The organism is Stenotrophomonas humi (genome assembly GCF_001431415.1).
Lineage (GTDB): Bacteria > Pseudomonadota > Gammaproteobacteria > Xanthomonadales > Xanthomonadaceae > Stenotrophomonas > Stenotrophomonas humi.
In genome coordinates this window covers 12,312-36,338 of record NZ_LDJI01000009.1, presented here as the reverse complement: position 1 = coordinate 36,338, position 24,027 = coordinate 12,312, and the positions used below count along the sequence as shown (strand labels likewise).

The window sequence follows — 24,027 nt, the reverse complement described above, 5'->3', positions numbered from 1 at the left end:
CCGGCGGAGCCAGCATGCGACAAGATCCTTTCGGCAACCAACGCGCTGGCGGACAGCGTCGTGGCGGTGGTCTGTTCGGCAATGTGCGCTGGATCATCCTGCTCGGTTTTGCCGTCTACGGCGGTTGTTACTACTTCGGCAACCGCACGGTGGATCCGTACACCGGCGAGAAGGTGCTGATCGACAGCGCACTGGATGCCAAGGAAGAGAAAGCCCTTGGCCTGCAGGCCTACCAGGAGATCCTGTCGCAGGAGCGGCCGGTGGATCCCAACAGCGAGATCGCGCGACAGGTGCGGGAAATCGCCAGCCGTCTGATCGCCAAGGTCGACGTCGTGGAAACCGCGCTGGCGCAGGAACACGGGATGCAGCCGCAGAACTTCTCGCGCGATTTCGATTGGGAAGTGAACGTACTGCAGTCCGACCAGGCCAACGCGTTCTGCCTGCCCGGTGGCAAGATGGCGGTGTACACCGGCCTGATTCCGGTAGCAAAGAACGCCGATGCAGTGGCGGTGGTGATGGGGCATGAAATCGCCCACGCCTTGTTGCGGCATGGTGCGCAGCGCATGGCACAGCAGAAGCTGACGCAGATCGGACAGATGGCGGGCGCAGCCAGTGGCATGGATGCGCAGCAACAGCAGATGATGATGTCGGCGATGGGCTACGGCTACCTGCTGCCGTACGCGCGTTCGCATGAAACCCAGGCCGATGAGGTCGGCTTGATGTTGGCTGCGGCGGCCTGTTTCAACCCGGAAGAAGCGGTGCCATTGTGGGAGCGCATGGGTGCGGCCAGCGGTGGCCAGGCGCCACCGGAGTTCTCCTCGACCCATCCCAATCCCGGCACCCGCATCCAGAACCTGCAGGCATTGATGCCCAAGGCCATGCAGTACCGTGAACGCTTCTGCACCAGTGGCGCCAGCGCAAGCCGCTGAACCCCGCAGATTGCACGACCGCATAACGAACGCCGGCAGATGCTTGCCGGCGTTTGGCGTATGCCCGGAGACAATGCGATGCGATTCGGTTGGCGGGTGATGTGGGTGGCGGTGCTGGTCGTGCTGTTGGCAAGTGGGTGCGCGTGGGTACTGCAGCGTCAGCAGCTGTCTGGCGGCCGTTACGGCGACGTGCAGGTGCTCAAGCCCAGGGGCGAGCCGCGTGCGTTGGTGATTTTTTTTCCCGGGCAGGCGCAATCGCCGCCGTTGCGCCAAAAGCAGGCGCTTGCCTTGGCCGCTGACGGGGCGTGGGTGGCGGTGGTGGATGGTGGTCGATATCGGGCTAAGTTCCGGGGCGGTATGCCCTGCCGGGCGATGGCCGACGACGCTCTTCTGCTCGCCAAGGCACTGCTCAAACGAAGCGTCTCCAAGGACTACTTTCCGCCGTTGCTGATCGGGCAGGGAGATGGGGCGGCGCTGGCGCGCGCAACGCTGGCAGGAGCGTCCCCGGGTGAGATCGCAGGTGCCGTGGTGGCCTCCGGAGCGGCCGGTGATGTGCCGGTGTGTATCGCGCCGACCAACACCGCGCCCGTCACGACAGTGCCCGAGCAGGGATTGGTGACCGCGGCCAAGGCGCATTTCCCAACGACCTCCCGGGACGGCCCCGGCGTGCTGCCGTTGGTGGAAATGCCGGTGGCGGGTAGTCACCGGTTGGTGGTGGTGATGTCCGGCGATGGCGGCTGGGCGGATCTGGACAAAGGCATCGCCGAAGAGCTGACCCGGCGCGGTATCTCCGTGGTCGGCTGGAACAGCCTGCGATATTTCTGGAGGCAGAAGACTCCCGCGCAGGTGGGCGCGGATCTCAGTCGCGTGCTGGAGAGCTACAGCCGCCGTTGGCAGGCTGATGACATCGCGCTGGTCGGCTATTCGTTTGGGGCCGATGTCCTGCCGTTCGCATATCCATTGCTGCCGGAAACCCAGCAACGGCAGGTGCATTTCATGTCGCTGCTGGGCATGTCGCACGGTGCCGATTTCAAAGTGCGTGTGGGCGGCTGGTTGGGCCTGGGCAGACAACGGGAGACGCCGGTCCTGCCGGCCCTGATGCGTGTGCATGGCGTGGCGGTGCAGTGCATCCACGGTACCGCCGAGAAGGACAGCCTGTGTCGCGATCTACGAGGCGAACATGTGGTGCAGGTGGTCGAGCGACCGGGCGGCCATCATTTCGACCGCGACCCGGCAAGACTGACGCAGATCATCCTGGACGGTTGGAACGCTGCCCGCACCGTTCAGGACTGAGCATCATCGGATGCGCCCTGTTCGACACGCAGTTGCAACGTACCTTCAGCCAGGCGCGCCTGCAGCTGGTCGCCGGGCTGGACCTGGCTGTGGCTGCGCACCAGCATGCCGTCGTCGCTGCGGGTCAGGATTGAATAACCGCGCGCCACGGTAGCCAACGGGCTCACTGCTTCCAGCGAACGTGCGATGCCACGCAGGTGCAGTGCATCGCGCTGCAGATGCCGAGCCATGGCAGCTTGCGCGCGCGGTGCAAGCGCGTTCAGTCGTTCGCGCAGTGCGCCGAGCTGGCGTTGCGGCTGCGCGCCACGCAGCACGGCGGCGCCATGTGCAAGACGGGCGCTGCGACGCTGTTGTTGCTGGCGCCAGTTCGCCTGCAAGCGCGCGAACGCGGCTTCCTGCCGATGCCGCAGCAATGCAAGCCGTGACTGCGGGCTGTGCGCCTGCAGTCGCAACGCGGCGCGGTCTGCGCGCTGCATCGCCTGGTTGAGGGTGTGCGCCTGCAGTTGTGCCAGGCGCTGTTGCAGACGACGCAGGCGCAGCGCCAGATCCCGTTGATCGGGAACCAGCAGTTCCGCTGCAACCGAGGGCGTCGGCGCGCGCAGGTCGGCGGCGAAATCGGAAAGGCTGAAGTCGGTTTCGTGGCCGACCGCCGAGACGACCGGCGTGTTGCTGGCGGCAATCGCGCGTGCCAGCTGTTCGTCATTGAATGCCCACAGGTCTTCCAGCGAGCCGCCGCCACGAGTAAGCAGGATCACGTCGTAGCGGCCGCTGGCATCGGCCTGGCGCAGCAATGAGGTGATCTGCGCTGCTGCGGTTTCCCCCTGTACCAGGGACGGCAGCAGTTCTACTTCCAGCAGCGGATAGCGCCGCGCCAGCACGCTCAGTACGTCACGTACGGCAGCGCCGCTGGGCGAGGTGATCACCGCCAGGCGACGCACATGCGCAGGCAGTGACCGCTTGCGCGTGGGGTCGAACAGCCCTTCAGCTTCCAGTCGCGCCTTCAGCTCGTCATAGGCGCGTCGCAATGCACCTTCGCCGGCTTCTTCCATGTGGTCGAGGATCAGCTGGTAATCGCCGCGAGCCTCATACAGCGTGAGGCGGCCGCGCACGAGCACGCGCAGGCCTTCGCGCGGCACGAACTTCAGCCACTGGCTCTTGGGTTTGAACATCGCCGCGCGGACCTGGGCGCGGGCATCCTTCAGGGTGAAGTACAAATGCCCGGACGCGGGGCGGCTGACATTGCCCAGTTCGCCTTCCACCCACACCAGCGGGAACGTGCTTTCCAGCAGATCGCGCGCCAGCGTGTTGAGCTGGCCGGGGGTGAGGATGTCAGGACTGCGTTCCATGGTTCGGGCGATGTGGCTGTGAAGCGGGCGGTCATGGTCGCATGGATTGGGCGGAGCGCTTATTGCTTGCCGGGTGCCGGGACATCGGCGTGCTGCTGCAGCGCCCATTGCACATGTTCGCGGACGACTTCGGAAGGGTGCTCCAGGCGCTGCACGAGTGCGTCGTGGGCGCTGGCCGATGGTGCGGCGTTGCCCAATGCAACAGCAATGTTGCGCAGCCAGCGTTCGTGGCCACTGCGGCGGATCGGGCTGCCTTCGGTGCGGCGCAGGAACTCGTCTTCCTTCCACGCAAACAGTTCCGGCAGCGTCGCGGTGTCGAGGTTGTTGCGCACACGGAAGTCGGGTTCATCGGTGCGATGGGCAAACTTGTTCCATGGGCAGACCAGTTGGCAGTCATCGCAGCCGTAGATGCGGTTGCCCATGAGGGGGCGCATCTCCAGCGGAATGGCGCCTTCGTGTTCGATGGTCAGGTAGGAAATGCAGCGGCGTGCGTCCAGCCGGTACGGCGCGATGATGGCGGCGGTAGGGCAGACATCGATGCAGCGCGTGCAGGTGCCGCAATGCGCGGTTGCCGGCGTGTCCACCGGCAGTGGCAGGTCGAGGTAGATCTCGCCGAGGAAGAACCATGAGCCACCGTTTCGGTCGATCAGGCAGGTGTGTTTGCCGATCCAGCCCAACCCGGCGTTGCGTGCCAGGGCGCGCTCCAGCACCGGTGCCGAATCAACGAACACCCGGTAGCCGAACGGGCCGATTTCACCGGCAATGCGTTCGGCCAGCTTCTGCAGGCGGTTGCGCATGAGCTTGTGATAGTCGCGGCCCAGCGCGTAGCGCGCGACATAGGCGCGCTCGGCATCATTTAGCGTGGCCCAGGCTTCGGTTTCGTCCTTGTGCCCGTAATCCATTCCCACCGACAGTACCCGTACCGTACCCGGCAGCAGCTCCTGCGGCCGCGCCCGCAGGCTGCCGTGGCGTGCCATCCATTCCATGGTCCCGTACAGGCCCTTGCCCAGCCAATCGGCGAGATGCGCCTCATCGTCAGCCAGTTCGATGCCACTGATCCCGCAACGCTGGAAGCCGGCCTCGCGCGCAAGTTGACGGATGCGCAGCGACAGCTGCGCCGGATTGGCGATGGAAACGGCTTCAGACATGACGCAAGTATAGAATCGACGGCATGTCAGAGCCCGTTGCCCTGTTCACGACCGAAGCTGCCCGCCGCATCGACGCGCAGGCCACTGCCGCATTGGGCGGCGCCGGCTACGTGCTGATGCAACGCGCTGGGCAGGCTGGCTGGCAGGGCGTGCTGCAGCATTGGCCGCAGGCGCGCCGGATCGTGGTGGTGTGTGGCCCCGGCAACAATGGCGGCGATGGCTATGTGCTGGCCCGTTACGCACGCCAATCCGGGCGTGAAGTCCGCGTGCTGCATCTGCCGGAAGCCGCGCCGCGTACCTCGCTGGCCCAACGTGCCTGTACCGACTATCTCGCCATCGGCGGACGGATCGAAATTTCGCTGGAGTGCCTGCGACAGGCCGATCTCATTGTTGATGCGCTGTACGGCATTGGTCTGACCCGCGCGCCTGAAGCGGCTGACGTTGCTCTCATCAATGCGGTGAATGCCGCCGCGGCACCGGTGTTTGCGCTGGATGTTCCCAGCGGTGTGGATGCCTTCAGTGGCAACGTCCCGGGGGCGGCGATCCGCGCCGAGCGCGTGCTGCAGTTCATCGTGCCGCACCAGGGCTTGCATACCGGCGCGGCGCTTGAGTGCGCCGGGCAGCGGCTGCTGGCCGATCTTGATGTGCCGGTTGCAGCCTTCGAGGGCGTAACTGCCAGCGCCGTGCGCTGGGCCAGGCCGGTACTGGCGCGGCAGCTGCCCCGGCGCAGGCTCAATACCCATAAGGGTGAATCCGGTCATGTGCTGTGCGTGGGCGGCAATCACGGTAGCGGCGGGGCGGTGATGCTCAGTGCTGAAGCCGCGTTGCGCAGCGGTGCGGGCCTGGTCAGCGTTGCGACACGCGTCCTGCATGTGGCTCCCGTGCTGGCGCGTTGCCCGGAAGCGATGGCGCACGCGGTGGAACAGGCAAGTGCGCTGGCGCCGTTGTTGGCGCGTGCCAGCGTGGTGGCACTCGGGCCGGGCCTGGGGCAGGACGAATGGGCGCGGGCATTGTGGTCGGCGGCGTTGCAGGGTGGAAAGCCCGTGGTGATCGATGCCGATGCGCTGAACCTGCTGGCCAGCGCACCACAGCCGCTACAGCAGGCCATCCTCACGCCACATCCGGGTGAGGCGGCACGTCTGCTGGGGACCGACACCGCTGCGATCCAACGTGATCGCTTTGCCGCTGTGCAGGCGTTGGCCGAGCGCCATGCCTGCGTCGTGGTGCTCAAGGGCGCCGGTACGCTGATCGCAGCGCCGGGGCAGGTGACGCGCGTGATCGCAGCAGGCAATCCGGGCATGGCCGTGGGCGGCATGGGCGATCTGCTAACCGGGACCATCGCTGCGCTGTGTGCGCAGGGCTTGGCGTTGTTCGACGCTGCCAGCACCGGTGCGTTGCTGCACAGCCTGGCTGGCGATGCGGCGGCAGCCGAAGGTGAGCGCGGGCTGTTGCCGCGCGACCTGTTGCCACACCTGCGGGCGCTGGCCAATCCATAATGGCGGCCATGATCGAATTGTTTCTTCCCGCATCCGAAAGCACCGACCAGCTTGGTCAGGCGTTGGCACTCACCCGTCCGGCGCAGGCGGTGGTGCATCTGCAGGGTGACCTGGGCGCCGGTAAATCCACGTTGGCCCGCGCGCTGCTGCGTGCGCTGGGCGTGCAGGGTTCCATCCGCAGCCCCACCTACACCTTGATCGAGCGCTATCCGCTGGAAGTCGGCGAAGCATGGCACCTGGATCTGTATCGCATCGGCAACGCCGGCGAGCTGGATTTCCTCGGGCTCGACGAAGGCGCGGCCGATCTGTGGCTGGTCGAGTGGCCCGAACGCGGCGCGGGCGGCCTGCCACCGGTGGATCTGGTCGTAGCGCTGGAAATCGACGGCCATGGCCGGCGTGCCCGCCTTCAGGCGCACAGCGAGGCGGGCCACGCCTGGCTGGAACGCCTGCGCCAATCCCCTCACTTGCAAGGGGTTTTTACCCCCTGACAGCAGGAAGGTGTGGCAGGTTGCGGATTATTAAGGGAAAAGATGTTGCAATTGCCTGATTCCGGTGATTGAATCCGCCCATGACTACGGGAAACCGCCTGTTCGCTCTGCCAGTTGCCGTCGCCGGACTCTGTCTGGCTGCCAGCGCATCCGCGTGGGCGGGCGAGATCCGCGGGGTAAACCTGCATACCGGCAGCACCGGCACCCGGGCCGAAATCCAGCTTGCAGGTGGGGGCAGCTACAAGACCCTGAGCCTGGCCGGCCCGAACCGGCTGGTCGTCGACTTCCCCGATTCGACTGCACTGCGCAACCTCAGGTTGCCGGCAGCCATCGGCGTGGTGACGGCGGTGCGTACCGGCAACCCGACTCCGGGCACGTTCCGGGTGGTGTTCGACCTTGCCGAGTCCGTGGCCGCGTTCAAGCCGCAGATCCAGGGGCAGGGCGCCGAAACCAAGCTGGTGATCGAGTGGCCGGGTGAAAACGCTGGCCGTGCTCCGGTTGCGGTGGTCGCTCCGGCATCCGCACCGGCTCAGGCACCAAGCCCGGCGCCGACGCCGGTTCAAACCCCGGCACAGTCCAGCGAACAGGCCCGTTCCGAAGCTGCGCGCGCGACTGCTGCGTTGACGGCTGCGGTAAGCCGCCAGGCCGCAACGCCGCCGCCCGCTCCTGTGTCTGCCACCACTTCCACGCCCGCGCCGACGAATGCTGTTGTGGCGGGTAACGCTGCGGGGCAGTCATCGCCTGCGGCAATCCTGAGCGGCCAGACGACAGGCGCCTCCACGCAAATTGCCGGCAGCAGGCCCGCGACAACGGTGGCGCAGGCCACCGTTGTGCCCGCAGCTGTTGTCCCGGCCCCGGCTGCGGTCGCACCGGAAGCACCGCGCCCGGTGATGCCCAGCGATGCGTCGCGCATCCGCATGCAGGCAGGGATGCGCACACTGGTAGTGGCAATCGATCCTGGTCACGGCGGGCAGGATCCGGGTGCCATCGGTCCCACTGGCAAGCGTGAGAAGGACGTGACCCTGGCGGTCGCGCGTGAGTTGGCCCGGCAGGTCAATGCCACACCAGGACTGCGCGCTTACCTGACCCGCGACACCGATGTGTTCATCCCGCTGCCGATGCGTGCGCAGCGGGCACGGGCGGCCAAGGCCGACATCTTCATTTCGATCCATGCCGATGCGGCGGAAAACCGCTCGGCCACCGGTTCGTCGGTGTATGTGCTGTCCACCAAGGGCGCCTCCTCGCAGCGTGCGCGCTGGCTGGCCGACAAGGAAAACGCGGCTGACCTGATCGGTGGCGTCAGCCTCAGCCGCACCGAGGGCACCTTGGCCAACGTGCTGCTGGATCTGGCCCAGAGCGGCAACATGAAGGCCTCTGAAGACGCTGCCGGGCATGTGCTGGGTGGGCTCAAGCGGATCGGCAACAACCACAAGCCGAACCTGGAGCGGGCCAACTTCGCGGTGCTGCGCACCTCGGACATGCCGGCGATGCTGGTGGAAACCGCGTTCATCTCCAACGCGGATGAAGAGCGCCGTTTGGTTGACCCGGCTTACCAGCGTCGCATCGCCGGTGCCGTGCTTGATGGCGTGCACACCTTCTTCAGCCGTCAGCCGCCGCCGGGCACGCTGTTCGCCGCCCGCGCCCAGGCCGAAATGGAAGCCTCTGCCGGTACCGTAGCCGGCGGCAGCAAGTAAACGTCGGCCGGGGCCTCCCGGTCTGGCAGCATGTGGCCGCCAAGTGATTTCAAGCGACGCGTCTTGCGCGCCCGGTGCGGTGATGCGACCGGGCTCGGCTATCATCGTGGCCATGCATGATGTCAGCCTGATTCCCCCTCCGTCGTCCTCGTCCCGCCGCTTCCGGTTGTCGGTTTATGCAGGTGGTGCACGATGAACGCGATTCGTCCGTTGCCGGAAATCCTGATCAACCAGATCGCCGCTGGCGAAGTGGTTGAACGCCCCGCGTCCGTTGTCAAAGAGCTGGTCGAAAACGCCCTCGACGCCGGTGCCACGCGCGTGGACATCGACCTGGAAGAAGGCGGTGTACGCCTGATCCGCATCCGCGACAACGGTGGTGGCATTGCCCCGGAGCAGTTGGCGCTGGCAGTGTCGCGCCATGCCACCAGCAAGATCGCCAGCCTGGATGATCTTGAGTCGGTGGCGACGCTGGGTTTCCGCGGTGAAGCATTGCCGTCGATCGCCTCGGTGAGCCGCTTCACCCTGGCCTCGCGTCGCGCCGATGACGAACACGGCGCTGCGTTGCAGATCGAGGGCGGCAAGCTGGGTGAAGTCGCACCGCGCGCGCATGCGCCCGGTACCACCGTGGAAGTGCGCGAGTTGTTCTACAACGTACCGGCGCGGCGCAAGTTCCTGCGTGCCGAACGCACCGAGCTGGGGCATATCGAAGAGTGGTTGCGCTCGCTGGCGCTGGCACGTCCGGATGTCGAGCTGCGTGTTTCGCACAACGGCAAGCCGTCGCGCCGTTACAAGCCTGGCGATTTGTATTCGGATACGCGCCTGGGTGAAACCCTGGGTGAGGATTTCGCGCGGCAGGCATTGCGGGTGGATCACAGCGCAGCTGGCCTGCGATTGCATGGCTGGATCGCACAGCCGCAGTATTCGCGGGCCAGTTCCGACCAGCAGTATCTGTATGTCAATGGCCGCTCGGTACGCGACCGCAGTGTCAGCCATGCGGTGAAGATGGCTTACGGCGATGTGCTGTACCACGGCCGTCAGCCGGCCTACGTGTTGTTCCTTGAGCTCGATCCGACGCGCGTGGACGTGAACGTGCATCCGGCCAAGCACGAAGTGCGCTTTCGCGATTCGCGGCTGATCCATGATTTTGTCTACCGCACGCTCAAGGATGCGCTGGCTGAAACACGCGCCGGCTTGGACCCATCAACCATGGGCCAGCAGCAACATCCGGCAGACGCCACGCCGCAGTCGTCGCTGTCCGCCAGCTATGGTGGTGGCTATGTGCTCGGACGAGCGCCTGGTAGCGCAGGCGGCGGCAATGGCGACTGGCAGGCACGGCAATCGCCGTTGGGCCTGCAGGTGGCCGAGGCGCCATCGGCGTATGCCGCGCTGTACTCCAGCCCGGCCGCCGGCACCGTGCAATCCTTGGCGGAGGGTGGGCCGGCATTGCCGCCCACTTCCGGCGACAGCGGCGTACCGCCGCTGGGCTACGCGGTAGCCCAGTTGCACGGCATCTACATCCTGGCCGAGAACGCGGAAGGCCTGATCGTGGTGGACATGCATGCCGCACACGAACGTATCGGCTACGAACGGTTGAAGAACGCGCATGACGGCATCGGTCTGCACGCGCAGCCATTGTTGGTGCCGATGACGCTTGCCGTGGGCGAGCGGGATGCCGATACCGCCGAGCGCGAAGCGGAAACACTGGCCGCGCTGGGCTTTGAGATCACCCGTTCCGGCCCGGGCTCGCTGCATGTGCGCAGCATCCCGGCATTGCTGGCCAATGCCGAACCGGAGGGTCTGCTGCGCGACGTGCTCACCGACCTGCGCGAGCATGGGCAGAGCCGTCGCATTGCCACGGCGCGCGACGAACTGCTGTCGACGATGGCCTGCCACGGCGCGGTGCGCGCCAACCGGCGGCTGACGATCCCTGAAATGAACGCCCTGCTGCGCGACATGGAAACCACCGAGCGCTCGGGGCAATGCAACCATGGCCGCCCGACCTGGGCGCGCTTTTCGCTGGCAGAAATTGACCGTTGGTTCCTGCGGGGGCGTTGATGAAGAAACGATGGGGAAGTGTGGCGTTGTTCGCCGCAATGCTGTTGGGTGGCTGCGGCGACAAGAGCGCCGATGTCAGCAAGCCGGCGCCAGTTGATCCGGTGTTCGCGCATCAAAACGAATTGTGGCGCGAACAGCGCTTGACCGAGCTGACGACGCCCGATGGCTGGGCCAGTCTGATGGGTCTGCATTGGCTGGAGCTGAAGGCGCATTTCATCGGCAGTGGCAGCACCAGCGGCATCCGTCTGGCGATGGGCCCGCCACGGATGGGCATGGTGTCGCGTGATGGCGACAACATCTGGTTCACCCCGGAGCCCGGCGTGGTTCTGCAGGCCGGCGGGCAGCCGGTGAAGGGGCGAATTCCGTTCCGCAGTGATGATGCCGCCGAGCCGACCGTGATCTCCTTCGATGAGGGCAAAGGTCTGCTGACCCTGATCCATCGCGGCCCACGTTATGCCCTGCGTCTGAAGCATGCCGACGCGCCGGCGCGGCTCAACTTCGGGCATCTGTCGTACTGGCCGGCCGATCCGTCCTGGCGGGTGACGGCGCGCTTCGTGCCGCATGACGTCAACAAGACCCTCCCCATCGTCGACATCACCGGCCTTGCCAGTGACGTACCCAATGCCGGCGCGGTGGAGTTCGAGCGCGGCGGCCGCACCTGGCGGCTGGAAGCAATCGGCGAGCCGGGGCGTCCGCTGCAGCTGATCTTTGCTGACCGCACCAACGGCCGCGGAAGCTATTCGGCGGGGCGCTACATCGATCTGGACGTGCCGGACGCCAGGAGCGAAGTCGTGGTTGATTTCAATCGTGCCTACAACCCGCCGTGTGCGTTCACCCCGTTTGCGACCTGCCCGTTGCCGCCGCCGGAGAACCGCATGGACATGCAGGTTGAAGCGGGCGAAAAAGCCTACGTGAAACCCAAGCCGGAGGAGGCCGCATGAAGTGGATGATGCGCGCGACAACCCTGGTGCTGGGCGCGGTGATGCTGCTGGGAACATCGGTCGCCGTCTCGGCGCGACAGGCCGAGCCGGTCGCCAGAGCCACGCCACCGGTGCCATTGCTGTGGAAGGTCAGTGGTCCGCAGGGTGCTCAGCTTTACCTGTTGGGCTCGTTCCATCTGCTCAAGCAGGACGACTATCCGTTGTCGCCCGATGTGGACAAGGCATTCGAGGCGTCGAGCCGGTTGTTGTTCGAGCTGCCGCCGGAAGACATGAACTCGCCGGCGCTTGCCACGCAGATGTTGCAGGCGGCAATGCGTCGCGATGGTCGTCAGCTCAAGGATGAACTGGATGCTGCCACCTGGAAGCGGTTGGAAGACTATGCGGCCGTCAACAACATGCCGCTGGAGCGTCTGGTCGGGCTCAAGCCGTGGTTCATCGGCTTGACCATCAGCATCGCCCAGATGACGCGCCAGGGGCTGGATGCGGAGGCGGGACTGGATCGTCATCTGATGACGCGTGCCGCCCAGGCGGGCAAGCCCGCAGCGGGACTGGAGACGGCATCCTCACAGATCAACATGCTCGATGGCATGAGTGCCGAGGAGCAGCGTCAGTTGCTCCGCGAGGCACTCGAGCAGGTGGAGAAAGGGGATGAACAGAGCCGGCAGCTGCACGCGGCATGGCGTCGCGGTGACGATGTGGTGCTGTGGCGGGACATGGCCGCCCAGATGAAGCGCGAGTACCCAGGGCTGTACCAGCGCATCAACGTGGAGCGCAACGACGCCTGGCTGGCCCCGTTGCAGCAGCGGTTGCAGGCCGGGCAGGGCAGTACGCTGGTTGTTGTCGGTGCGCTGCATCTGCTGGGCAGTGACGGTGTGGTGGAAAAGCTGCGCGCGCGCGGCTACAAGGTCGAGCGCATCTGTTCCGCCTGCAGGCCAGAGAAGCGCTGAGGCTTCAAGCGGGGGCCGTGGAAGCCACGGAGTCGATGCGGGCGGTGCGGGAACATCCTGGGCCGCATTGCAGGTGCTGGCGGTGCTGATGCCGGTTTGGAGGCTTGCGCCAGGCCGGCGACATGGCCACAAAAAAGGCCGACGTTTGCGTCGGCCTGTCTGTTCAGCGCGTGCTGCGGGTCTTGCCGCCGGGGCTGGCTGGCGGCGGGTCGGCTGGTTTGGTGCCGGCCGGCGGGCGGCTGAAGCCAGTACCCATGTTGCGCTGGAATTCCTGCCACAGCTCCATGTTGCGCTCGGTGAGCTGGTTCATCATCGCCCACGGCGTCTGCCCGAGCAGGTTGCCCATCTGCTGGCGGAACTGCTGCTGCTGGTCGAGGAACACCTGCATGCTGCGCTCCAGGTAATTGCCCATGAAGCCCTGCAGCGAATCGCCGTAGAAACGGATCAGCTGGCTCAGCAGCTGGGTGGAGAGCATCGGCTCACCGTCCTGTTCCTTGTCTGCGATGATCTGCAGCAGGACCGAGCGGGTCAGGTCCTCACCGCTTTTGGCATCGCGCACCTCGAAAGTCTCGCCGTCGAGAATCAGCTGGCGGACGTCTTCAATGGTGATGTAACTGGAAATCTCGGTGTCGTAGAGCCGGCGATTGGGATACTTCTTGATGATGCGGGTCGCAGCCATTAAGCCATCACTCGTCAACGGTAGGCGCCCAGCATGGCGCAGTGCAACAGGCCTTGCAACAGCCAAAAGTACAGGTTGCAGGGCACACAAATGCGTTTTCCTGTTGCGCAGCATGAATCCCCTTGTTGCGCAACATGACTGCGGAGCGCGTCACCAGCCCATGTGGTGGCCGCCGTTGATGTCCAGGTTGGAACCGGTGATCCACGACGCTTCCTCGGCAACCAGGAAGGCCACCGCGTAGGCGATTTCCTCGGGTTTGCCGAGGCGCCCGGTGGGGATGTCGGCGATGATCTTGGCCCGGACTTCCTCCGGTACCGCCATCACCATGTCGGTGGCAACGTAACCCGGTGAAATGGTGTTGACGGTGATGCCGAAGCCGGCATTTTCGCGTGCCAGCGAGATGGTGAAACCGTGCATGCCGGCCTTGGCCGCCGCGTAGTTGGCCTGGCCGTACTGGCCCTTCAGGCCGTTGATCGAGCTGATCTGGATCACCCTGCCCCAGCCGCGCTTGCGCATGCCTTCGATCACCGGGCGGGTGACGTTGAATACCGAGTTGAGGTTGGTGTTGATCACCTCGTGCCACTGCTCGGCACTCATGCGATGGAACGTGGTGTCACGGGTGATGCCGGCGTTGTTGACCAGGATCTCAACCGGGCCAAGTGCGGCTTCGACCGATTCGATCAGGCTGCGCCCGCTGACGGGGTCGGCGACGTCGCCGGGGAACATCGCGATGTCATAGCCCTTTGCCTGCATCTTCTGCTGCCAGTCCTGGGCTTTCTCGGGACTGCGGAAGTTGGTGGCGACACGATGGCCCTGGTCGGCCAGGCGTTGGCAGATGGCGGTACCGATGCCGCCGGTACCACCGGTGACCAGTGCGACGCGGGGTGTCATGGGCAGGTGCTCCAGGGCGGTTGCGCGGGGGAGCCACCGATTCTAATGAAACTGCGGTCAGCCCGGGGGCGATCCGGCGACGATCCGTGATTCTTTTTGCAGGCTGCCCGGATCGAACGCGGTCACGGCGTGCTGCAGCAGTTCGGCGACGGTCACCGACGCATCCAGTGCCGCCGGGGCTTGGCCCAGTGCGGCCCACAGCCAGCGCAGCACTGGCAGCGGTGCGCCGGCATCCACTGGCATCGCGGCCAACGACTTGGATAGTTTGTGGCCGTCGCTGCCCAGCAGCAGGGGTAGGTGCAGGTAATGCGGCGTCGGTACGCCGAGTGCTTGCTGCAGCAGGATCTGGCGCGGCGTGGAGTCGACCAGATCCGCGCCGCGCACCACATGGCTGATGCGCTGCTCGGCATCGTCCACGACCACAGCCAACTGATAAGCCCAGCAGCCATCGGCCCGCAGCAGGACGAAATCGCCCACGTCACGGTCCACGTCCTGCGCGACCTGACCCTGCAGCGCGTCATTGAACGTCACATGGCTCCCGTCGGCCACGCGCAGACGGATGGCCGGCTGCGCCCGTTGTTGGCTGGCCGCGCAGTGTCGGTGGATGCCGTGCTGGCTGGCCAGGTCGGCGCGGCTGCAGTGGCAATGGAACGCCTTGCCCTTTGCCAACAGCCGTGCACTGGCCGTCTGGTAAAGCGTGTGGCGGCGGCTCTGGTACTGCACGGGTTGGTCGGCATGCAGACCGAAGGCAGCCAGCGTAGCGAGCTGTAGTTCCGCTGCACCGGGTACTTCACGAGGTGGGTCCACATCCTCAATCCGGACCAGCCACTGGCCGCGGGCATGACGGGCCAGCAGCCAACTGCCGAAAGCTGCCAGCATTGAGCCCAGGTGCAGGGGGCCGGTCGGGGAGGGGGCGAAACGGCCGCGATAATTTAGGGAAGGCATTGAAGCTGAATCGTCGGTCAGATTTGTGCTTGAATTCAAGCTGCGCGAGCCGCAGATCTATCCATCTTTTCCACCTTCATGGAACTCTTTCCCATGTTTACCCGTATCGGGCTGTTTCTTCTGACCAACCTTGCGGTGCTTGTTCTGGCAAGCGTCGTCATGTCCATTCTGGGTGTGAACTCCGCGCAGATGAGTGGTCTGCTGGTCATGGCAGCCATCTTCGGCTTCGGTGGTTCGATCATTTCGCTGCTGCTGTCCAAGTTCATGGCCAAGCGCGGTACCGGCGCGGTGGTGATCACCGAGCCGCGCAACCAGACCGAACGCTGGTTGCTGGACACGGTGGCACGCCAGGCCAAGGCTGCCGGTATCGGCATGCCGGAAGTGGCCGTGTACGAGGCGCCGGAAATCAACGCCTTCGCCACCGGTGCCAACCGCAACAATGCGCTGGTGGCGGTGTCCACCGGTCTGCTGCACAACATGAGCGAAGACGAGGCTGAAGCGGTACTGGGCCACGAAATCGCCCACGTTGCCAATGGCGACATGATCACCATGGCGCTGCTGCAGGGCGTGTTGAACACCTTCGTGATCGTGCTTGCCCGTGTGGTCGGTGGCGTGATCGACAGCACGCTGTCGGGCAACCGCGAAGGTGGTGGCCGCGGCTTCGCCTACTACATCATCGTGTTCGTGCTGGAGATGGTGTTCGGCCTGTTCGCGACGATGATCGCGATGTGGTTCTCGCGTCGTCGCGAGTTCCGCGCCGACCATGGTGGTGCAACCCTTGCCGGCCGCCAGAAGATGATCGCAGCGCTGGAGCGCCTGAAGCTCAACCATGGTCAGAGCACGTTGCCGACCCAGATCGCTGCGTTTGGCATCGCCGGCTCGACCGCCAAGAAGCTGTTCCTGAGTCACCCGCCGCTGGACGAGCGCATTGCAGCACTGCGTTCGTCGACGGTGGTCTGATCGGTTTCAGCCAGTTGTTGCAAGCAGAACGCCCGGCCATGTGCCGGGCGTTCTGGTTTGTGCGAGAGGCCTGCGCCACGAAGAAGGCGGCTGGCGCGCGCAAACAAAAACGGCACCCTCCCGGGCGCCGTTCCTGGTGATGCGACGTTGTCGGTCGATCAGAACTTCGGATCGAACTCAGCGGCATGGCCGGTGTTGACGAGCACCTTCTGCAGCGCCTCGCACACCTTCAGGTTGCCGGCCACGATCTGCTGGGTCTCCGGGCCCTTGTCGTCCATGCGGGCCGGGGTGGCGCCGCGATAGTTGCAGACCTTGCCGCCAGCCTCGCGGACCAGCAGCACGCCGGCTGCGATGTCCCATGCCTTCACGCCTGCCTCGAAGTAGGCGTCAGCGCGGCCACAGGCCACGTAGGCCAGATCCAGCGCAGCCGAACCGGTGCGGCGCACGTCTTCAGCCTGCACCAGCAGGGTGTCCAGCGCCTTGAGCTGGCTGCTGGCGCGGGCGCGTTCGCGCGGAGCGAAGCCGGTGTGGATCATCGTGCCTTCCAGATCCTTGCGGTCGGACACGCGGATGCGGCGGTCGTTGAGCACCGCGCCATTGCCACGGCTGGCAGTGAAAAGTTCGTTGCGCAGCGGATCGAAGATCACCGCGTCGGTCGGCTCGCCGTTTTCGACTAGCGCAATGGACACGCAGTAATGTGGAAAACCGCGCAGGTAGTTGCTGGTGCCGTCGAGCGGGTCGATCACCCACATCTGGCGCTTGCTGCCCTGGACGCCACCTTCTTCACCGAAAATGCCATATTCGGGATAGGCGCGCTTGAGCTCTTTGACGATTACTTTCTCCGCATCGCCATCGACTTCGCTGGCGTAATCCATCCGACCCTTCTGCACTACGTTGAGTGTTTCGAGCTTGTTGATGTTGCGGAGCAGGACGTTGCCGGCGAGGCGGGCGGCCTTGACCATGACGGTTACGGCGGGTTTCTGCATGGCGAAAGGCTCCCGTGAAGGCTGAGATCGGATTGGCGGGGGAAAAGAGCGGGTCCGGCGCACAGGCCGGCCGCGCAGTTTACCATCTGCAGCTGTCTCGCTCCTGATTTTTTGCCATCCATGTCTGTTCCTGTCCATATCCGTTTCGTTCTTGTTGGTACCCAGCACCCTGGAAACATCGGGGCAGCCGCCCGTGCGATGAAAACCATGGGGCTGGCGCGGCTGGTGCTGGTGGCCCCTGAAAAGGCGCTGGACGACGTGGCGATGCGCCGATCAGCCGGTGCCGAGGATGTGCTGGGCGATGCCCCGGTGGTGGCGACCCTGGCCGAGGCCGTGGCCGACTGCCAACTGGTGCTGGGCTGCACCGCGCGTTCCCGTCGGGTGCAGTTGGAAGAGTTGTTGCCGGAGCTGGCTGGCCAGCGCGCGGTGGCCAAGGCCAGTGAGGGCGCCGAAGTGGCCTTCGTGTTCGGTCGCGAACGTACCGGCCTGACCAACGAGGAACTGCAGCTGTGCCATCTGGCCGTGCATATTCCGTCCAATCCTGAATTCAGCTCGCTGAATCTGGCTGCGGCTGTGCAGGTACTGGCCTACGAAGTGCGCATGGCGCAGCTTGAAGGGCAGGTGCAGCCGGCGCGCGAGCCGGGTTTTGGCGATGCGCCGGCCAGCCATGCACAGCTGGAGGGCATGTTCAGCCAGTTCGGCGAGACCCTGGATCAGATCGATTTCCACAAGGGCCGCGCGCCGGAATCGGCCATGCGCAAGCTGCGCCGGTTGTTCATGAAGGCGGACCTGACCGAGCAGGAAGTCCGTTTGCTGCGCGGCATTCTGGCTGACGCACAGCGGATGGCGCGACTGGCTGGAATCCGTCCCGACTGAGTACCTCATCACGGCAGGGGATTTCCGGTAGGCTTGATCGATCGTTTGGGGAGCTGCCGTTTTGCGCGTGTTTCGATGGCTTTGGGGAGCCGTATTGGGACTGGCTGCGCTACAGCCGGTTACATGCGGGGCGGTCGAGCGGTCGGTATTGGTGCTGGGTCGGATCAGTGATGATCCGAAGTCGCACTATGACCAGCTCAAGCCGTTGCTGGACTACGTGGTGCCACGGATGCGGGAGGTCGGGATCGTCGAAGGACGCATCCTGATGGCCAAGGATGCCCAGCAGATGGGCAGCTACCTGCGGCGTGGGCGCGTGGATTGGGTGACTGAAACCGCTGGCACGGCCATGGCCCTGCAGCAGCGGGCAGGTGCGCGTCCGTTGCTGCTGACCGAGCGCAGTGGCGTGGGGGCGTACGAGAGCGTGTTTTTCGTGCGCCGTGACAGCCCGGTAGGTGACCTGGAGGACTTGAAGGGCCGCACCGTGGCGCTGCAGAGCGCGCTTTCCACCAGTGCCTATCTGGTGCCGGCCATGGAGCTGCTTGAGCATGGCGTGAAGCCGGAAATCCTGTTGACTCCCAGTGATGTACCCGCCGCAGATACCGTGGGTTATGTATTTGCGCGCACCGAATTGAACATCTCCACCTACGTGCACAAGCGGGTGGTCGACGCCGGGGTGATCAGCAACCTGGACTGGATGGACGATCGCAGCATGCCGCCAGCGTTCCGTAATGACATGCGGGTGATTTTCCGCAGCGAGCCGATGCCGCGTGCGCTGGAAATGGTGCGCGGCGATCTGGACCCTGCGGTGCGCGAGCGGCTGCAGCGGGTGTTGCTGGAGGCAAGCCGCGATCCCGTTGCCGGGCCGGCGCTGGCCAAGTTCTTCGGTACCACGGGGTTCCATCCGGTGGATGCCGAAAGCCAACGGGTTCTGGAGCGCCTGCGTAATGGCCTGGCCCGCATCCGCCTGGAGGTGGAATGAACCGGTTTCGCTTTGGTCTTCAGGCCCGTTTCCTGCTTGCCGCCGGCGCGGCGTTGCTGGTGGTGACAGCCATCGTCGCGCTGATGCTGGCGCGCCAGGCGGCAGCCCAGCAGGAGGTGTTGCGAAACAGTATCGAGGTGGTCAGCCAGGTGCTCGATGAGAGCATCAAGGAACGCGGTACCGCGTTGGCGCAGGGTCTGGCCGACAGTCTGGTCAATCCGCTCTATTACGAAGATCTGGCTGCGATCGGTGCGCTGGTGCGCAACACCACCGCGCAGACATCGGTGAGTTATGTGCTGGTGCACGATGCCGAGGGGAACCTGATCCACGACGGCTCCATCGATGTGGCCGGCTATGGCCAGCCGATGGCCGATCCGCTGGCGCATACGGCGGTGCGCGCACAGAAGCTGCTGCTGCAGCAATCGCCTTCGGTGCTGGAGATCGACCTGCCCATCCACATCGGCGACCAGCGTATCGGCGGGCTGCGGGTCGGTATGGACCTGAAACCGGTGCTGGCGCAGGAGGCGGCGGCCATGCGCACGTTGTCGCAGCGGCTGGATGATAGCCGCCGCCGCCAATGGCTGTGGCTGACCGCGCTGATGGCGGCGTTGGTGGCATTTGTCAGCGCCACGGCGCTGTACATCCAGCGCACGATGGTGCGGCCGATCCGCTGGTTGAGCGATGCGGCCCAGCGCATCGAACGCGGTGACTACCAGATCGAGGAACAATCGACCCGGCGTGGCGATGAGATCAGCGAGTTGCTGCGCACCTTCAACCGGATGAGCCAGAGCATCGCCCGGCATGATCGCGAAGTACGGCAGATGGCCTATACCGATGCCCTGACCGGGCTGACCAACCGCCTGGCGTTCCGCGAGGCGCTGGACGGGAGGCTGCACGAAGCACGTCTGGCCGGTCGCTCGCTGGCCTTGCTGTTCATCGACATCGATGAGTTCAAGCGGGTCAACGACACCCTGGGCCATGAGGCTGGTGACGATGCGCTGCTGCAGTTTGCCCAGCGCATCGCCAATTCGGTGGACCAGGTCGGTGGCAGCGAAGCCTTGTTGTCGCGCTTTGGTGGCGACGAGTTCGTGATTCTGGTCGGCGATGGTGAGCGCAGCGCAGCGGAAGTGGCCGCGAAGCTGGCCGAGCGGCTGGTGGTGGAGCTGGGGCAGCCATTGCAGGTGCAGCAGCGCGAGATCTTCCTGGGCAGTTCCATCGGCATCACCTTGTTCCCCGAAGACGCGAACGGGGCGACGGTGCTGCTGAAGAACGGCGACATAGCCATGTACCAGGCCAAGTTGGCCGGCAAGAACTGTTTCCGCTACTACAACCGGGCCATGGATCATGCCGTGGAGCGGCGCCTGTATCTGGAGCAGGAGCTGCGCGGTGCCTGGGACCGTGGTGAACTGCGGCTGGTTTACCAGCCCATCTTCCGCACCCGTGACCATATGCTGGTGGGCGCGGAAGTACTGCTGCGCTGGAACCACCCGACGCTGGGCTCGATTCCGCCGTCGGTATTCATTGATGTAGCCGAGCAGAGTGGTCTGATCCAGGCGCTTGGCCCGAAGGTGCTGCATGCTGCCTGCGAACAGGCCATGCAGTGGCCGCGGAATGCGGCAGGCGAGGAAGTGTTCATTTCGGTCAACGTCTCGCCGCGGCAGCTGCGTAACGGTGACCTGGTCGGGGAGGTTGAAACCAGCCTGCATACCTCGGGACTGGCAGCGTCACGGTTGCATCTGGAGCTGACCGAAACCGCGGTCATCGGCGACGAGATCCTGGCCGTGACGCTGCTGGAAAAACTGCATCGTGCCGGGGTACGGGTGTGGCTGGATGACTTTGGTACCGGCTTCTCGGGCCTGAGCCATCTACGTCAGGTGCCGGTGGATGGGGTCAAGATCGACCGCAGCTTCGTAGCGGACATGGAGCGCGACCCGGACGACCTGGCCCTGACCACCGCCATCATCGCCATGGCGCACGCACTGGGCATCACCGTGGTGGCCGAGGGTGTGGAGCAGCGGGCGCAGTTTGAATTGCTCAGCCAGCGCGGTTGCGATCTGGTGCAGGGCTACTGGCTGGGGCGCCCGCTCAACGCCGATGCGCTGGTGCAGCTGCTGGAGCACGACACCGCGGGTGTGCCGGGCATATTGGCCTGAGGGGTGGCAGGCTCAGGCGCTGGCCAGCTCGTAGCCCGGGCCCTGCATCGGCCGCTTGCTGGTGTCGCCGGCGATCTCGCGCACCAGCTTGGGTACCAGATAGCCGGACAGCCGGGCCATCAGCCCGGCATGCAATGACAGTGCCCGTTCGTCGCTGATCTCGAAATGCGCCACGCCCTGCACGCGATCCAGCTGATGCAGGTAGTAGGGCAGCACGCCGGCGGCAAAGCTGCGCTCGCTCAGTTCAGCCAGTGTGGCCAGATCATCATTGACCCCGCGCAGCAGGACCGCCTGGTTGAGCAGCTGCGCGCCGGTGCCGCGCAGACGGGCCATCGCCGCGTCGACGCTGGCATCGAATTCGTTGGCGTGGTTGGCATGGATCACGAATGCGACCGGCCAGGGCACGGTGCCCAGCCAACGCAGCAGATCCTCGTCCACCCGCTCGGGCAGCACCACTGGCAGGCGGCTGTGGATGCGCAGGCGCTTGACGTGGCCGATGGCCGCCAGCGCATCGGTCAGTTCGGCCAGCTTGGAGGTGGCCAGCGACAGCGGGTCGCCGCCGCTGAGGATGACCTCGTCGATGCTGGTGTCGGCGGCAATGGCGGCCAGCGCCTCCTGCCAGCCACCCTTGGCAGCGTTCTCTTCGGCGTAATCAAAGTGCCGGCGGAAACAGTAGCGGCAATGGATGGCGCAGCTGCCGGTGGCAACCAGCAAGGCGCGGCCCTGATACTTCTGGATGACGCCGGTGGCCTTCTTGGCCTGGCTGTCGCCGACTGCGTCGAAGCTGAACCCGGGGACGACCTGCATCTCCTCGTTGATGGGCAGCACCTGCCGCAACAGCGGGTCGGCCGGGTCGCCATGGCGCATGCGCGCCACGAAACCACGCGGCACCCGCATCGGGAACTGCGCCAGCGCCTCAGCCGAAACCCCAACGTCCTCCGGCACCAGTCCCAGCTCGGCCAGCAACTCCGACGGGACGCGGATGGCCTGCCGCCAATGCGCCTGCCAGCGGTCGGCAGGCAGGGTCAGAACGGCTTTTTGTGGAGCGTGGGCGGGGGCTGCGGTTATCATTGGTGGTCTAAAAACAGTTGCCCCGCCTGATGGCGGGCGTTCCATTCTAATCCGGCCGGTCGCGATAAGCGCCGGTTTTGCCACCTCAGGAGCTTCAGCATGGCCAGTTACGGCATGAACGACGTCAAGAACGGGATGAAAATCCTGGTCAACAACCAACCGGCTGTCATCATCGACACCGAGTACGTCAAGCCGGGCAAGGGCCAGGCCTTCACCCGCGTCAAGTTCCGCCTGATCAAGGATGGCCGTACGCAGGAAGCAACCATGAAGTCGACCGACACCATGGAAGCGGCTGATGTGGTCGATACCGACATGAACTTCATGTACAGCGACGGCGAGCATTGGCACTTCATGGACCCGGAAACCTTCGAGCAGGTGCAGGCTGACAAGGCTGGCATGAACGGTGCCGAGAAGTGGCTCAAGGGTGAAGAGTCCTGCGTGGTCACCCTGTGGAACGGTGCTCCGATCGACGTCACCCCGCCGAACTTCGTTGAACTGAAGATCACCGAGACCGATCCGGGCGTACGTGGCGATACCTCCGGCGGCGGCGGCAAGCCGGCCACCCTGGAAACCGGCGCCGTGGTCCGCGTGCCGCTGTTCGTCAACCAGGACGAAGTGATCCGCGTTGATACCCGCTCCGGCGAATACTCCGCGCGCGTCAAGTAAGCAACACGATGCAGGCGCCGCCACCCTTCACCACACAGCCAGCGGCTGCGGGTGTGGGGGATGCGGCGCCTGTTCGCATCCGGCGCCAGCGCTGGAATGTCATGGCAGAAGATGGTGATTCCCGTGAGTGAAGTGCAACCCGAACAATGTGATCTTCTGATCGAAGCCGGCTATGTGGTTCCGGTCGAACCGCATGCGGTGGTGCTGGAAGACCATGCCGTGGCCGTGCGTGATGGTGTGATCGTGGCGGTTCTGCCGCGCGCCGTGGCGCGTGAGCGCTTCGCCGCCAGGGAAGTGGTTTCGCGCCCGGAAGCGGCGCTGATTCCAGGCCTGGTCAACGCGCATACGCACAATCCGATGACGTTGCTGCGCGGCATCGCCGATGACCTGCCGCTGATGACCTGGCTGCGCGAGCACATCTGGCCGGTGGAAGCGGCGGTGATCGGGCCGGAGTTCGTGGCTGACGGCACCACCCTGGCGATCGCCGAGATGCTGCGCGGTGGCACGACCTGCGCCAACGAGAATTATTTCTTCGCCGACGTACAGGCCGCCGTCTACAAGAAGCACGGTTTCCGCGCGCTGGTGGGCTCGGTGATCATCGACTTCCCCAGTGCCTGGGCCAAGACCGATGACGAATATTTCGCCCGTGCCACCGAACTGCACGACCAGTGGCGCGATGACCCGCTGATCGGCACCGCGTTCGCGCCGCATGCGCCGTACACGGTGAACGATGCCAACTTCGAGCGGGTGCGGATGCTGTCCGACCAGCTCGACATCCCGGTGCACCTGCACACGCATGAAACCGCGCAGGAAATCGCTGATTCCATCGCGCAGTACGGTCAGCGCCCGCTGGCGCGGCTGGACCGGCTGGGCCTGGTCAACGACCGCCTGATCGCGGTGCACATGACCCAGCTCACCGATGCCGAAATCCACCTGTGCGCCGAGCGCGGCGTCAGCGTGGTGCATTGCCCCGAGTCGAATCTGAAGCTGGCTTCCGGTTTCTGCCCGGCCTGCGCACTGGTGCGCGCTGGCGTGAACCTGGCCATCGGTACCGATGGCTGCGCCAGCAACAACGACCTGGACATGTTCAGCGAGAACCGCACTGCGGCGATCCTGGCCAAGGCCGTTGCCAATGACGCCACCGCGCTGGATGCAGCAACCACGTTGCGTGCTTCCACGCTGGGCGGCGCGCGTGCGCTGGGCTTCGGTGATCGCATCGGTTCGATCGAGGTCGGCAAGCAGGCCGATCTGGCCTGCGTGGATCTGTCCGCGCTGGAAACCCAGCCGCTGCATCATGTGCTGTCGCAGCTGGTCTATGCCGCCGGCCGTCATCAGGTCAGCGACGTGTGGATCGCCGGCAGACCCAAGCTGGTACAGCGTGAGCTGGTCGGCATGGACGTCGAGGCGATCACCGCCAATGCACGCCAGTGGCGCAACCGCATCCGCAACATCCGCGCCTGACGGCGCAATGGGCTGCAACCACA

21 protein-coding genes are annotated in these 24,027 nt (G+C 65.2%); 14 read left to right on the top strand and 7 right to left on the bottom strand.

Annotation, left to right across the window (positions count from 1 at the left end; genetic code table 11):
- Positions 1-14 precede the first annotated feature (14 nt).
- Both ABB26_RS04425 and ABB26_RS04420 read left to right on the top strand, forming a co-directional pair.
- The gene (locus ABB26_RS04425; protein ID WP_057632380.1) at positions 15-929 is read left to right on the top strand and encodes a M48 family metallopeptidase; all 915 of its coding nucleotides are present in this window, start codon (positions 15-17) and stop codon (positions 927-929) included.
- Positions 930-1,007: 78 nt separating this feature from the next.
- A complete protein-coding gene (locus ABB26_RS04420; RefSeq protein WP_057632379.1) occupies positions 1,008-2,222 on the top strand; it encodes an AcvB/VirJ family lysyl-phosphatidylglycerol hydrolase in 1,215 nt (404 codons plus the stop codon).
- Here ABB26_RS04420 and xseA read toward each other — a convergent pair.
- Positions 2,213-3,568 carry an exodeoxyribonuclease VII large subunit gene (gene xseA, locus ABB26_RS04415; protein ID WP_057632378.1) on the bottom strand — a complete coding sequence of 452 codons (1,356 nt, stop codon included), beginning with the start codon at positions 3,566-3,568 and terminating at the stop codon, positions 2,213-2,215. The two genes, ABB26_RS04420 and xseA, sit on opposite strands and share 10 nt — an antisense overlap.
- Positions 3,569-3,627: 59 nt before the next feature.
- Complete coding sequence (gene queG / locus ABB26_RS04410; RefSeq protein WP_057632377.1) at positions 3,628-4,716, bottom strand: tRNA epoxyqueuosine(34) reductase QueG; 1,089 nt, start codon at positions 4,714-4,716, stop codon at positions 3,628-3,630.
- 23 nt (positions 4,717-4,739) lie between these two features.
- Here queG and ABB26_RS04405 point away from each other — a divergent pair, with 23 nt between their 5' ends.
- The 6 genes from ABB26_RS04405 (at position 4,740) to ABB26_RS04380 (ending at position 12,337) form a co-directional block, all read left to right on the top strand.
- The gene (locus ABB26_RS04405; protein WP_057632376.1) at positions 4,740-6,212 is read left to right on the top strand and encodes a bifunctional ADP-dependent NAD(P)H-hydrate dehydratase/NAD(P)H-hydrate epimerase; all 1,473 of its coding nucleotides are present in this window, start codon (positions 4,740-4,742) and stop codon (positions 6,210-6,212) included.
- Positions 6,213-6,220: 8 nt separating this feature from the next.
- Positions 6,221-6,700 carry a tRNA (adenosine(37)-N6)-threonylcarbamoyltransferase complex ATPase subunit type 1 TsaE gene (tsaE, locus tag ABB26_RS04400; RefSeq protein ID WP_057632649.1) on the top strand — a complete coding sequence of 160 codons (480 nt, stop codon included), beginning with the start codon at positions 6,221-6,223 and terminating at the stop codon, positions 6,698-6,700.
- A gap of 80 nt (positions 6,701-6,780) precedes the next feature.
- Entirely contained in the window at positions 6,781-8,394 is a 1,614-nt protein-coding gene (locus ABB26_RS04395; RefSeq protein ID WP_057632375.1) for an N-acetylmuramoyl-L-alanine amidase, read from the top strand.
- A 192-nt stretch (positions 8,395-8,586) separates the two neighbouring features.
- Entirely contained in the window at positions 8,587-10,449 is a 1,863-nt protein-coding gene (gene mutL / locus ABB26_RS04390; RefSeq protein WP_057632374.1) for a DNA mismatch repair endonuclease MutL, read from the top strand.
- Complete coding sequence (locus ABB26_RS04385; RefSeq protein WP_057632373.1) at positions 10,449-11,390, top strand: DUF1684 domain-containing protein; 942 nt, start codon at positions 10,449-10,451, stop codon at positions 11,388-11,390. The genes mutL and ABB26_RS04385 overlap by 1 nt, the downstream gene beginning before the upstream one ends.
- Positions 11,387-12,337 carry a TraB/GumN family protein gene (locus tag ABB26_RS04380; protein ID WP_425477239.1) on the top strand — a complete coding sequence of 317 codons (951 nt, stop codon included), beginning with the start codon at positions 11,387-11,389 and terminating at the stop codon, positions 12,335-12,337. The genes ABB26_RS04385 and ABB26_RS04380 overlap by 4 nt, the downstream gene beginning before the upstream one ends.
- Positions 12,338-12,500: 163 nt before the next feature.
- Here ABB26_RS04380 and phaR read toward each other — a convergent pair whose 3' ends face one another.
- The 3 genes from phaR to gluQRS form a co-directional block, all read right to left on the bottom strand.
- Entirely contained in the window at positions 12,501-13,016 is a 516-nt protein-coding gene (gene phaR, locus ABB26_RS04375) for a polyhydroxyalkanoate synthesis repressor PhaR (RefSeq protein ID WP_057632372.1), read from the bottom strand.
- Positions 13,017-13,166: 150 nt separating this feature from the next.
- Positions 13,167-13,907 (bottom strand): beta-ketoacyl-ACP reductase, encoded by a 741-nt coding sequence (gene phbB, locus ABB26_RS04370; protein WP_057632371.1) that lies wholly within the window; start codon positions 13,905-13,907, stop codon positions 13,167-13,169.
- A gap of 57 nt (positions 13,908-13,964) precedes the next feature.
- Positions 13,965-14,852 carry a tRNA glutamyl-Q(34) synthetase GluQRS gene (gene gluQRS / locus ABB26_RS04365; RefSeq protein ID WP_057632370.1) on the bottom strand — a complete coding sequence of 296 codons (888 nt, stop codon included), beginning with the start codon at positions 14,850-14,852 and terminating at the stop codon, positions 13,965-13,967.
- A 93-nt stretch (positions 14,853-14,945) separates the two neighbouring features.
- On the opposite strand from gluQRS, the gene htpX reads away from it, so the two are divergent.
- Positions 14,946-15,812 carry a protease HtpX gene (gene htpX, locus ABB26_RS04360; RefSeq protein WP_057632369.1) on the top strand — a complete coding sequence of 289 codons (867 nt, stop codon included), beginning with the start codon at positions 14,946-14,948 and terminating at the stop codon, positions 15,810-15,812.
- Between the two features lie 158 nt (positions 15,813-15,970).
- Here the strand turns inward: htpX and ABB26_RS04355 are convergent, their stop codons facing one another.
- A complete protein-coding gene (locus tag ABB26_RS04355) occupies positions 15,971-16,798 on the bottom strand; it encodes an inositol monophosphatase family protein (protein ID WP_057632368.1) in 828 nt (275 codons plus the stop codon).
- Between the two features lie 120 nt (positions 16,799-16,918).
- Here ABB26_RS04355 and ABB26_RS04350 point away from each other — a divergent pair, with 120 nt between their 5' ends.
- From ABB26_RS04350 to ABB26_RS04340, 3 genes are all read left to right on the top strand, one after another.
- A complete protein-coding gene (locus tag ABB26_RS04350; protein WP_057632367.1) occupies positions 16,919-17,674 on the top strand; it encodes an RNA methyltransferase in 756 nt (251 codons plus the stop codon).
- Positions 17,675-17,735: 61 nt separating this feature from the next.
- Positions 17,736-18,653, top strand: a complete 918-nt coding sequence (locus ABB26_RS04345) for a phosphate/phosphite/phosphonate ABC transporter substrate-binding protein (RefSeq protein ID WP_083490688.1) — start codon at positions 17,736-17,738, stop codon at positions 18,651-18,653.
- Positions 18,650-20,806: a putative bifunctional diguanylate cyclase/phosphodiesterase gene (locus ABB26_RS04340; RefSeq protein WP_057632365.1), complete on the top strand. Its 2,157-nt coding sequence runs from the start codon at positions 18,650-18,652 to the stop codon at positions 20,804-20,806. Before ABB26_RS04345 ends, ABB26_RS04340 begins: the two co-directional genes overlap by 4 nt.
- 12 nt (positions 20,807-20,818) lie before the next feature.
- On the opposite strand, the gene epmB is transcribed toward ABB26_RS04340, so the two are convergent.
- Positions 20,819-21,877: an EF-P beta-lysylation protein EpmB gene (gene epmB, locus ABB26_RS04335; protein WP_057632364.1), complete on the bottom strand. Its 1,059-nt coding sequence runs from the start codon at positions 21,875-21,877 to the stop codon at positions 20,819-20,821.
- A 99-nt stretch (positions 21,878-21,976) separates the two neighbouring features.
- On the opposite strand from epmB, the gene efp reads away from it, so the two are divergent.
- Positions 21,977-22,543, top strand: a complete 567-nt coding sequence (gene efp / locus ABB26_RS04330) for an elongation factor P (RefSeq protein ID WP_057632363.1) — start codon at positions 21,977-21,979, stop codon at positions 22,541-22,543.
- Positions 22,544-22,666: 123 nt separating this feature from the next.
- On the top strand, positions 22,667-24,004 hold the full coding sequence (locus ABB26_RS04325) for a TRZ/ATZ family hydrolase (RefSeq protein ID WP_161809007.1): 1,338 nt from the start codon (positions 22,667-22,669) through the stop codon (positions 24,002-24,004).
- Positions 24,005-24,027: the final 23 nt, after the last annotated feature.